The 10,545-nt window shown below is 69.4% G+C and carries 12 protein-coding genes; 8 read left to right on the forward strand and 4 right to left on the reverse strand.

All coding sequences use genetic code 11. The annotated features are described in order from the left end of the window. The first annotated feature begins 88 nt into the window (after positions 1–88). Genes AC6LJ5_RS28760 through AC6LJ5_RS28770 form a run of 3 tightly spaced genes read left to right on the forward strand, consistent with a single transcriptional unit; the run spans position 89 to position 3,794 of the window. The gene (locus tag AC6LJ5_RS28760) at positions 89–1,033 is read left to right on the forward strand and encodes an ABC transporter permease (RefSeq protein WP_103273974.1); all 945 of its coding nucleotides are present in this window, start codon (positions 89–91) and stop codon (positions 1,031–1,033) included. Beyond that, positions 1,030–1,908 (forward strand): ABC transporter permease, encoded by an 879-nt coding sequence (locus AC6LJ5_RS28765; protein WP_103273975.1) that lies wholly within the window; start codon positions 1,030–1,032, stop codon positions 1,906–1,908. Before AC6LJ5_RS28760 ends, AC6LJ5_RS28765 begins: the two co-directional genes overlap by 4 nt. A gap of 14 nt (positions 1,909–1,922) precedes the next feature. Continuing rightward, positions 1,923–3,794, forward strand: a complete 1,872-nt coding sequence (locus tag AC6LJ5_RS28770; RefSeq protein WP_498142295.1) for a dipeptide ABC transporter ATP-binding protein — start codon at positions 1,923–1,925, stop codon at positions 3,792–3,794. A gap of 3 nt (positions 3,795–3,797) precedes the next feature. On the opposite strand, the gene AC6LJ5_RS28775 is transcribed toward AC6LJ5_RS28770, so the two are convergent. Next, positions 3,798–4,574 (reverse strand): AraC family transcriptional regulator, encoded by a 777-nt coding sequence (locus AC6LJ5_RS28775; RefSeq protein WP_498142292.1) that lies wholly within the window; start codon positions 4,572–4,574, stop codon positions 3,798–3,800. A 141-nt stretch (positions 4,575–4,715) separates the two neighbouring features. On the opposite strand from AC6LJ5_RS28775, the gene AC6LJ5_RS28780 reads away from it, so the two are divergent. Further along, the gene (locus AC6LJ5_RS28780) at positions 4,716–5,501 is read left to right on the forward strand and encodes an alpha/beta fold hydrolase (protein WP_103273978.1); all 786 of its coding nucleotides are present in this window, start codon (positions 4,716–4,718) and stop codon (positions 5,499–5,501) included. Here the strand turns inward: AC6LJ5_RS28780 and AC6LJ5_RS28785 are convergent. Beyond that, positions 5,461–6,123 carry a LysE family translocator gene (locus AC6LJ5_RS28785; RefSeq protein ID WP_392411193.1) on the reverse strand — a complete coding sequence of 221 codons (663 nt, stop codon included), beginning with the start codon at positions 6,121–6,123 and terminating at the stop codon, positions 5,461–5,463. The two genes, AC6LJ5_RS28780 and AC6LJ5_RS28785, sit on opposite strands and share 41 nt — an antisense overlap. A 210-nt stretch (positions 6,124–6,333) precedes the next feature. On the opposite strand from AC6LJ5_RS28785, the gene AC6LJ5_RS28790 reads away from it, so the two are divergent. After that, positions 6,334–6,870: a YaeQ family protein gene (locus AC6LJ5_RS28790; protein WP_103273980.1), complete on the forward strand. Its 537-nt coding sequence runs from the start codon at positions 6,334–6,336 to the stop codon at positions 6,868–6,870. Between the two features lie 20 nt (positions 6,871–6,890). Beyond that, positions 6,891–7,175: a ribbon-helix-helix domain-containing protein gene (locus AC6LJ5_RS28795; RefSeq protein WP_103273981.1), complete on the forward strand. Its 285-nt coding sequence runs from the start codon at positions 6,891–6,893 to the stop codon at positions 7,173–7,175. A 19-nt stretch (positions 7,176–7,194) separates the two neighbouring features. Here AC6LJ5_RS28795 and AC6LJ5_RS28800 read toward each other — a convergent pair whose 3' ends face one another. Continuing rightward, complete coding sequence (locus tag AC6LJ5_RS28800; RefSeq protein WP_103273982.1) at positions 7,195–7,548, reverse strand: gamma-glutamylcyclotransferase family protein; 354 nt, start codon at positions 7,546–7,548, stop codon at positions 7,195–7,197. A 187-nt stretch (positions 7,549–7,735) separates the two neighbouring features. Between AC6LJ5_RS28800 and AC6LJ5_RS28805 the strand changes: the two genes are divergently transcribed. Together AC6LJ5_RS28805 and AC6LJ5_RS28810 are read left to right on the forward strand one after the other, a co-directional pair. After that, positions 7,736–8,335: a TetR/AcrR family transcriptional regulator gene (locus AC6LJ5_RS28805; protein WP_498142293.1), complete on the forward strand. Its 600-nt coding sequence runs from the start codon at positions 7,736–7,738 to the stop codon at positions 8,333–8,335. Between the two features lie 130 nt (positions 8,336–8,465). Beyond that, a complete protein-coding gene (locus tag AC6LJ5_RS28810) occupies positions 8,466–9,890 on the forward strand; it encodes an MFS transporter (protein WP_498142294.1) in 1,425 nt (474 codons plus the stop codon). Positions 9,891–9,898: 8 nt separating this feature from the next. Here AC6LJ5_RS28810 and AC6LJ5_RS28815 read toward each other — a convergent pair whose 3' ends face one another. Beyond that, positions 9,899–10,519, reverse strand: coding sequence for a chorismate--pyruvate lyase family protein (locus tag AC6LJ5_RS28815; RefSeq protein WP_103273985.1), 621 nt, complete (start codon positions 10,517–10,519; stop codon positions 9,899–9,901). Positions 10,520–10,545: the final 26 nt, after the last annotated feature.

The raw sequence follows: 10,545 nt of genomic DNA on the forward strand, positions 1-10,545 counted from the left end.
CCCTGGCGCCGGCCGCTGTTCCCGGCGGACGCGCGCCAGGCTGTCGCGGCCCGGTTCCGTCCGCCGTCTTGCCCTTACGGTTTTTCCCATGCTCAAACTCATATTGCGCCGCGTGCTGGTTGCGATCCCGACACTGATACTGGTGTCGATGATCGTGTTCATGTTGCAGAAGATCCTGCCCGGCGATCCCGTACTGACCCTGGCCGGCGAGGAGCGCGACCCGGCCGTGCTCGATTACCTGCGCGACAAATACCGGCTCAACGACCCGCTGCCCATGCAGTACGCGGCCTGGGCCGGCCAGGTTCTGCAGGGCGACCTGGGCAAGTCGCTGCGCACCGACGTGCCCGTCACCACGCTGATCGGCCAGAAGCTGCCGGTCACGCTGCAACTGGCGGCCATGGCCATGCTCTTCGCGCTGCTGGTCGGCATTCCGATGGGCATCGTGGCCGCGGTGCGCAAGGGCAAGCCCGTCGAGATGGGCGCCAACATCGCGGCGCTGTCGGGCATGTCCATTCCCAACTTCTGGCTGGGCATCATCCTCATCATGGTGGTGTCGGTGCAGTGGAAGCTGCTGCCGGCCTCGGGCTATGTATCGCCGGCCGAGGATTTTTGGCTGTCGATCAAGACCATGCTGATGCCGGCGCTGGTGCTGTCCACGGCCATCGCCGCCTACCTGATGCGGCACACGCGCTCGGCCATGCTGGAAGCGCTGTCGGCCGACTACGTGCGCACGGCCCGCGCCAAGGGCGTGCCGGCGCGCAGCGTGGTGCTGCGGCACGCGCTGCGCAACGCGCTCATGCCCATCGTCACGCTGGTGACGCTGCTGTTCGGCGAGCTGCTGGCTGGCGCCGTGCTGACCGAGCAGGTCTTCACCATCCCGGGCTTCGGCAAGCTGGTGGTGGATGCCGTGTTCACGCGCGACTACGCCGTGGTGCAGGGCGTGGTGCTGTGCGTGGCGGTGGGCTTCATCCTGATGAACCTGCTGGCCGACATCCTGTACATCCTGGTCAATCCCCGCCTGAGGCACGCATGAGCGCCATTTCCGCAAATCCCGCCGCCGCCGCGCCGCCGCGCAGCCGCAACCGCGCCTGGGGCAAGTTCAAGCGCAATCACATCGCCATGCTGGGCCTGGCCATCGTGCTGTTCTTCGTGGCGCTGGCCCTGCTGGCGCCGCTGGTGGCCAACCACGATCCCTTCCAGACCAGCTTCACCACCATCCGCAAGGCGCCGTCGGCGCAATACTGGCTGGGCACGGACGAGCTGGGCCGCGACATCTTCAGCCGCATGGTCTATGGCGCGCGCGCCTCGCTCATGGCCGGCCTGGTGTCGGTGCTGATCGCGCTGGCCGTGGGCGTGCCGTTCGGCCTGGCCGCCGGCTATTTCGGCGGCTGGACCGACAGCTGCATCTCGCGCGCCACCGAGGCGCTGCTGGCCATTCCCTTCCTGATCCTGGCGATCGCGCTGGCCGCCTTCCTGGGGCCCAGCCTGATGAACGCCATGATCGCCATCGGCGTGTCGGCCGCGCCCAAGTTCATCCGCCTGACGCGCGGGCAGGTGCTGGCGGTCAAGAGCGAGGACTATGTGCAGAGCGCCCGCGCGCTGGGCGCGTCGGACCTGCGCATCATCGCGCGCCACGTGTTCCCCAACGTCATGCCGCCGCTGATCGTGCAGGCCACCATCACCATCGCCACGGCCATCATCGCCGAGGCCAGCCTGTCGTTCCTGGGCCTGGGCCTGCAGCCGCCGAACCCGTCCTGGGGCTCGATGCTGAACACCGCCAAGAACTTCATGACCCAGGCGCCGTGGATGTCGATCTTCCCCGGATCGGCCATCTTCCTGGTGGTGCTGGGCTTCAACCTGCTGGGCGACGGGCTGCGCGACGCGCTGGATCCGCGCCAGGAAAAGTAATCATCATGGCAACAATGGATTCCAAACGCGTGGTCCAGGTCAATGACCTGACCGTGCGCTTCAAGACCCCGGACCGCGTCGTGGAAGCGGTGCGCAACGTGTCGTTCCATGTGGACCGGGGCGAGACGCTGGCCATCGTCGGCGAGTCGGGCTCGGGCAAGTCGGTGACGTCGCTGGCGCTGATGCGGCTGGTGGAGTACGGCGGCGGGCGCATCGTCAACGGCGGCATGCTGCTGCGCCGGCGCAGCGGCGAGGTGCTGGACCTGGTGGCGGCGTCCGACGCGACGCTGCAGCGCGTGCGCGGCGCCGACGTGGCCATGATCTTCCAGGAGCCGATGACCTCGTTGAACCCCAGCTTCACGGCCGGCAACCAGATCGCCGAGGCGCTGCGGCTGCACCAGGGCCTGGACGCGGCGGCGGCGCGCGCCGAGACGCTGCGCATGCTGGAACGCGTGCGCATCCCCGAGGCCCGCGCCATCCTGGACCGCTATCCGCACCAGCTGTCCGGCGGCATGCGCCAGCGCGTCATGATCGCCATGGCGCTGTCCTGCAAGCCGCAGCTGCTGATCGCCGACGAGCCCACCACCGCGCTGGACGTGACCATCCAGGCCCAGATCCTGCAACTGATCCGGCAGCTGCAGGAGGAAATGGACATGGGCGTGATCTTCATCACGCACGACATGGGCGTGGTGGCCGAGGTGGCCGACCGCGTGCTGGTCATGTATCGCGGCGACAAGGTTGAGGAGGGCGGTTCGGACTCGGTCTTCGCCCGGCCGCAGCACGCCTACACGCGCGCGCTGCTGTCGGCGGTGCCGCGCCTGGGGGCCATGCACGGCACGGACGAGCCCGCGCCATTTCCGCTGCTGCGCGTGGACGACGCGGTCAAGGGCGCGCCGCAAGCGTCGGCTCCAGCCCCGGCCCCTGTCGCCCAGCCCTCGACCGTGCGGCGCGAGAACGGCCCGGTGCTGAAGGTGCGCGACCTTACCACCACTTTCGACATCACCGGCGGCATCCTGGGCCGGGTGCAGAAGCGCGTGCACGCGGTCGAGAAGGTCAGTTTCGACCTGTACCCCGGCGAGACGCTGTCGCTGGTGGGCGAGTCCGGCTGCGGCAAGACCACCACCGGCCGTTCGCTGCTGCAGCTGGTCAAGAGCCGGGCCGGCACCATCGAATTCGACGGCAAGAACATCGGCGCGCTGCGCGGCAGCGCCATGCAGACGCTGCGCCAGCACATCCAGTTCATCTTCCAGGACCCCTTCGCCTCGCTGGATCCGCGCATGACGGTCGGCTACTCCATCATGGAGCCGCTGCTGATCCACGGCGTGGCGCGCGGCAAGGCGGCCGAGGAGCGGGTGCGCTGGCTGATGGACAAGTGCGGCCTGCTGCCCGAGATGATCGACCGCTATCCGCACGAGTTCTCCGGCGGCCAGCGCCAGCGCATCTGCATCGCGCGCGCGCTGGCGCTGAACCCCAAGGTGGTGATCGCCGACGAATCGGTGTCGGCGCTGGACGTGTCGATCCAGGCGCAGATCGTGAACCTGCTGCTGGACCTGCAGCGCGAGCTGGGCGTGTCCTTCCTGTTCATCTCGCATGACATGGCGGTGGTCGAGCGCGTCAGCCATCGCGTGGCGGTGATGTACCTGGGCCAGATCGTCGAGATCGGCCCGCGCCGCGCGATCTTCGAGAACCCGCAGCATCCGTACACGAAGAAGCTGATGGCGGCCGTGCCGATCGCCGATCCCGCGCGCCGCCACCGCGAGCGCTCATTGCTGGTGGACGAGATTCCCAGTCCGATGCGCAAGCTGGGCGACGATCCGCTGGTCCAGCCGCTGGCGCAGGTGGGCGAGGGGCACTACGTGGCGCGGCACCCTATCGGGGTGTACTGAGCGCTATCCGATGTCGAGATAGGCGCTTGGCGTCGCGCCCAGGACGCGGCGGAACGCCGAGGCAAAGGCGCTGGGGCTGGCATAGCCCAGGTCCAGCGCCACGCGGGTCACGGATTGCCCTTGTGTCAGGCGCGCGATCGCCGCCTGCAGGCAGACCTGCTGCCGCCACGCGGCGAAGCTGGCGCCGGTCTGCGCGCGGAACAGCCGGGTGAAAGTGCGCCGGCTCATGCCGGCGTCGGCCGCCATCTCGTCCAGGCTCGCGCCGATCGAGGGCGCGGCGAACAGGCGCAGGCAGGCGCGCGCCAGGCGCGGGTCTTCGGGCAGCGGCGCGTGCAGGTGCAGGCGCGGCATGGCCGCGATTTCCGCGATCAGCAGCGCCATCAGCTTGCCGTCGCGTCCCTCGACGTCGTACAGGGCTGGCAGGTCGACCGCCTGATCCAGCAGCAGGCGCAGCAAGGGCGACACCCCATGGACGCAGCAATGGTCCGGCAGGCGCGCGGCTTGCGCGGCAGGCGGGGCGATGAAGGCGTTGAGCATCGTGACCGGCCCGTTCATCGTCATCTCATGCGCCATGTCCGCCGGCAGCCAGCAGGCCCGTTGCGGCGGCACCAGCCAGCGGCCTTGCGGCGTTGCCACGCTGATGGCGCCGCGCGAGGCATAGGTGAACTGGCCGCGCAGATGCGTGTGCGCGGGAAAGGTCGAGCCGGCGGGATAGTCGTTGGCGGTGACGACCACGCTGCGCGGCAGGTGTTCGTAGGGATCGAGCAGGGTATTGCGCATGGCCCGGATTCTATAGCGATTGGCCCGCCATCGAAGGCGGGCCGTCGCGCGCGCTTCTACGATGGGTTTTTATGTTGCCGTTCAGTGCCAGGCCCGCGTTGCGGCCGGGCGCCAGGGCGGCGCGATCATCATGGAGTCCGTATGGCAAACACTTTTCACCGCGTGGGCAATGGCCCCCATCCCGTCCTGGTCCTGCCCGGCTGGTTTGGCGATGCGCATGCCTTCGAGCCGATCGAAGCCTGGCTGGACGGCGGCGCGTTCAGCTATGTGTTCATGGATTACCGGGGCTATGGCGGCATGCGGGACGCGCCGGGCGACTACACGATCGACGAAATCGCCACGGACGCGCTCGCGCTGGCGGACGAGCTGGGGTTCGCGTCGTTCAGCCTGATCGGGCATTCGATGGGCGGCATGGCGATCGAGCGGATCGCCGCGCTCGCGCCCGAGCGCGTGCGCGCGCTGGTCGCCGTCGCGCCCGTTCCCTGCGGCGGGATACGGATGGATGCGGCGCGACGGGCCTTGTTTGAGGGCGCGGCTGTGCAGGTGGAACAGCGCCGGACCATCATCGACCGCAGCACCGGCGGGCGCCTGCCGGCATCGTGGGTGGCGTGGAAGGCGGCGTATTCGGCGGCACGCTCGATGCCAGCGGCCTTCGCCGCCTATTTTCACGCCTGGGCCGACACGGATTTCAGCGATGCGATCGACGGCAGGCATCCGCTGAAGGCGCTGGTGGGTCGACATGATCCCGTGTTCAACGCCGCCCTGATGGCCGACACCTATGCGCGCCGCTATCCGCTGGCCAGCGTGGAGGTGCTGGAGAACGCCGGCCACTATCCGATGAACGAAACGCCGCTGGCGCTGGCGGCCGCCATCGAGAGCTTCCTGCTCAGCGTTTCTCCAGCGCCAGCTTCAGCCCGAACGCGATGAACACCGCGCCCGTCATCCGGTCCAGCCCGCGCATGACGGCCGGGCGCGACAGCCAGCGCGCCAGCGGGCGCGTGGCCGCGACCAGCAGGCCGAACCACAGCATGCCGAGCACGGCATGCACGGCGGCCAGCAGCAGGCTGAAGCGCATCACGTCGGCGCCGGCGGGGATGAATTGCGGCAGGAAGGTGACGTAGAACACGCCGATCTTGGGATTGAGCGCGTTGGTCAGGCAGCCGCGCATGAACCAGCCGGCGCCGCCGGAGGCGGGACGGGCGGACAGTTCCGCCGCCAGCAGCGCGGAGCCGCCGGCCTGGCCTGCCTGGCGGCGTCCGGGCCAGGTGTTCCACAGCAGTCGCGCGCCCAGGTAGAACAGATAGGCGGCCGCGGCGATGCGCAGCACGTCGTAGGCGACGGTGGACACGGCCAGCAGCGATCCGAGCCCGAACGCGGCCGCCGCGCCCCAGGCCAGGCAGCCGGTGCTGATGCCCAGTCCGGCCAGCAGCGCGCGCCGTCCGCCCTCGACCGCGGCGGTGCGCAGCACCAGGGCGTTGTCCAGGCCCGGCGTGACGGTGAGGATGGCGGCGGCCAGGGTGAAGGCGAGCAGGGCGGCGGTGGCGGTCATGGCGGGGTTCGCGGGTGGGCAGGCGACAGTAGGGCTTGCGATGAGGGGCGGTCGCGATGGTCATCGGCGCTGCGTCCGCGACTGCAATGGGACACGGGCCGGGCGCGGCCTGAACGCAGTGTAGCGCCGCGCGCCGGGGCGCGGCAGGGGAAGGCGGCTGGCGGTATCATGGCGGGTTTCGCGATACGCGTTCACTTCCGGAATTCCATCATGGCCCTGCGCGCCACCATCTACAAGGCCGACCTCAACGTGGCCGACACCGACCGCCACTATTACGGCACGCACGGCCTGACCGTGGCCCGCCATCCGTCCGAGACCGACGAGCGCATGATGGTGCGCCTGGTCGCGTTCGCGCTGCACGCCAGCGAGGAGCTGGCCTTCACCAAGGGACTGAGCGATACCGACGAGCCGGACCTCTGGGAAAAGGACCTGACCGGCGCGGTCAAGCTGTGGATCGAAGTCGGCCAGCCCGAGGAACGCCGCATCCTGCGCGCCTGCGGCCGCGCCGAGCAGGTCATCGTCTATTGCTACGGCGGTTCGGCCAGCAAGATCTGGTGGGACGGCGTGCGCAACAAGCTGGAACGCGCCCGCAACCTGAAGATCGTCAACCTGCCGTCCGAACAGAGCCGCGCGCTGGCGCAGCTGGCCGAGCGCACGATGCAGGTCAACGTCAATATCTCCGACGGCATTGTTTATTTCTCGGCCGACAAGGGCGAGGCTACGATCGAGCCGGAAACCTGGCGTTGATTCGTGAAACGGGAGCAGGCATGAGTGCAGATCAGAAACGATTGACTGTTGCCTTGCCCCCGGTGCTGCTTGCTGAAATCAGGCTGGCGGCGCAAGACATGGGCTACGCCTCGATTGGCGAAGTCGTGCGGGAGGCGCTGCGCGAATGGGCATGTCGGCGCGAGTCTGTGTCCATCAAGTCGGCATCTCTGGAAGCGGATATCGCCAAGGGGTTGGCTGATATGGCGGCCGGGCGGGTCACGACCTTCGACGTGGCAGATATCGCCGAGCGAGGGAGGCGGCAGCTGGCCGCTGGCTCCCACTAGCAAGAATGCGAGCAACGCGCTATTGCGCGCGCACGTACACCCAGGCTTTCTTCCCCGACTTCAACGGCGCGAGCACGCGCTTGTAGTCCGAGACTTCATAGTCGTCGGCGGCCGCCAGCTCGGCGGGCGTGATGCGAAAGACCTGACCGGCGACCTCGTCGGCGGGCATGCCGGTGGGCGACACGATGGGATGGAATTTCTGACCGCTGGCGCGCAGCACCTCGGGATCGGTGATCTCGACCATGTCCAGGCGGTAGCCGATCATGGCGTCGTTCTCGCCGCCCAGGGGGCGGCCGAAGGTCGACAGCTGCACGCTTTCCTGCTGCAGGGTGCCGTAAGAAAACAGTAATTCCGTTTGCTGCGCTTCAGTCATGAACCATCTCTCAGAGTGGGGCGGGCGCGAGGCTCGCCGGGGGTGGGTCTGGCGGTGAAAACGTTGTGTGGTGAATTATATTGCGCAAGCCCATTGCGCCTTGCGGAGGACGGCACGAATAAAAAATGCTTGCGCGCCGATGTCGCGGCTCATTAATATGATGATCATCATATTTACTGCCGCCGCCATGTCCCGTTCCACTCCCCGCAAAGAGCAGACCCACGAGCGCATCGTCGAGGTCGCCGCGCGCGCCGTGCGCCGCGAGGGCTACGCCGGCGTGGGCGTGGCTGACATCATGAAGGAAGCGGGGCTGACCCACGGTGGCTTCTACGCGCACTTTCCGTCGCGCGACGCGATGCTGGTCGAGGCGGTCGAGCGCGCCGGGCAGGATGGCGCCGCGCGCCTGATGCAGCGGATGGAACAATGGCGCGAGCAGGGCGCCAGCCCGCTGCGCGCGCTGGTCGAGACCTATCTGTCGGAAGCGCATCTGGGCGGCTGCGAGGGCGGCTGCCCGGTGTCGTCGCTGGTGTCCGAAATGCCGCGCCAGTCGCCGCAGCTGCGCGAGTCCGGCGCGGACCGGGTGCGCGGGCTGATGAATCTGGTGCGGCGTTTCCTGCCGGCCGATGCCCGGCCCGGCGCGGCGACGGCCGTGACCAGCACCCTGGTGGGCGCCTTGCAACTGGCGCGCGCATTGGGCGACAACGCCGAGGGGCGGGCGGTGCTGGCCGAGGCGCGCCAGGCGCTGCTGTCGCGCTACGAACCGGAGGGTGAACGCGCGCCGCATTGAGGGGATGCAAGTCGCGGCCGCCGTGCGCGGCCATTTTCTTATTCCTGAATATGATGATCATCATATTTTTCCGCGCGTGAAGCGCAACGCCCGCCCCGCAAGGCGCGGTTTTCCTGGAATCCGTTCAATCATGTCTTCCTCGGTTCATACGCCCGCGCCGTCTTCGGCGGAATTCGCGGGGTCTCCCTGGCCGGTCTTCTGGATCGCCAGCGTCGCGGTCTTCCTGGTGTCGCTGGACGCCACCTTGCTGTACGCCGCCTTCGGCGCGCTGCGTGCCGGCTTTCCCCAGGCCTCGGCGGCCGATATGTCGTGGGTGCTGAACGGCTACACCGTGGTCTATGCCGCCATGCTGATCCCTTCCGGCGGGCTGGCCGACGCCTATGGCCGCAAGCGCATGTTCCTGACCGGCGTGGCCCTGTTCCTGGCGGCGTCGGCGGCCTGCGGCCTGGCCGGCGGCGTGGGCTGGCTGGTGGCCGCGCGCGTGGCGCAGGCGGTCGGCGCGGCCTTGCTGACGCCGGCGTCGCTGTCCATCGTGCTGGCCGCCTTTCCGGTCGCGCAGCGCACCGTGGCCGTGAGCCTGTGGGGCGCGGTGGCGGGGCTGGCGGCGGCGGTCGGCCCCAGCCTGGGCGCTTTCGTGGTGGACGCGGCGGGCTGGCCCTGGGCCTTCTACATCAACGTGCCGCTGGGCGCGCTGTCGCTGTGGCGCGGCGCGCGCCTGCTGCAGGAATCGGTGCGGCCCGAGTCGCGGCGGCGCCTGGACGGGGTGGGCATGACACTCTTGATCCTGGGCGTGGGCGCGGTGGCGCTGGCCATCGTGCAGTCGGAGTCGCCGGCCTGGTCGGCCGGCGAGCTATGGGTTGCCGCCGCCGTCGGCGCGGGCGCGCTGGCCGCCTTCGTGGCCTGGGCCCGCGTCGCGCCGCAGCCGCTGGTGGACCTGGCGCTGTTCCAGCACCGCAGCTATCGCTACGCGAACCTGGCGACGCTGAGCTTCGGCATCGCCTTCGCGATGATGTTCTTCGCCTTCTTCTTCTACATGATGGGTGTCTGGCACTACAGCCTGCCCAAGGCCGGGCTGGCGGTGACGCCGGGGCCGCTGCTGGTCATGCCCACCGCCATCGTGACCGGCAGGCTGGCCGCGCGCATGGGGCATCGGCCGTTCCTGGTCGGCGGCGCCTTGCTGTACGCGGTGGCCGGGCTGTGGTTCCTGCTGGTGCCGGGCGCGGAGCCTGACTATCTGGGCGCCTGGTTGCCGGGCCTGGTGCTGAGCGGCCTGAGCGTGGGCATGGTGCTGCCTTCGCTGGCCGGCGCGGCCGTCAGCCGGCTGCCGGCGCAGCATTATGCGGTGGGCAGCGCCGTCAATCAGGCCACGCGCCAGATCGGCGCCGTGCTGGGCGTGGCGATCACGGTGCTGCTGTTGGGCAAGGGTGCGCTGAGCCACGCGGATTTCGATCCGCTGTACATGGCGCATGTGGGCCTGGCCTTGCTGACGGGGCTGCTGTGCCTGGCGGTGGACACGAGGCCGACCGCGACGCCCGCCGCAAGGCCGGCGCGTTGAGGCGGGCCTCAGCGCGGCGTGCGCTGGTGCGGCATGAGCGGCGGCACGGGTTTGCCGGCGACCAGTTGCCAGAAGGCGGGCAGGAAGCACTCCGCCACCAGCAGCGGCCGGCCCTGACGCCAGAACACCGAGCGGCGCGCCCAGATGCGGGCGGCATCGAGTTCGCGCGCGTCGGGCGGCAGCGCGCCGATGGCGGTGGCGTGAAAGGGCACGGGCGAGGCCAGCCGGCGGCAGGCGAAAGGCGAGCGGATGACCGTGCGATCGTGATAAAGCATGTCGGCCAGCGGCCGCGTGCGCAGGCGCCGCATGCCCTGCCAGGCGCCGTGCGAGGCGGCCAGCGGCGTCAGGCTGCGGGCCGGCACGCTGTCCACGCCGTCGACGGACATCAGCACTTCGCGGATCCAGACCGGCGCGCCGGGCGCGATGCGCATGGCGCGCGCTTCATCCTGCGGCGCGCCGTCGGCGTACTCGGCCAGCACCCGCAGCCGCACCTGGCCCACCTGGCGCAGTCCGGCGGTCAGGGCGCCAGGACGGAACAGCCAGTGGCGCTGGGCGGGGGTGAGGGCGGGCGGCGCGCTGGCCAGCCAGCCGGCGGCGAGAGGAGGGCGGAATGCTGCGGGAAGGATCATGGCTGCGTATTATGCCAAGAGCCGCG

It is taken from the genome of Achromobacter sp. 1011791174 (assembly GCF_059760925.1).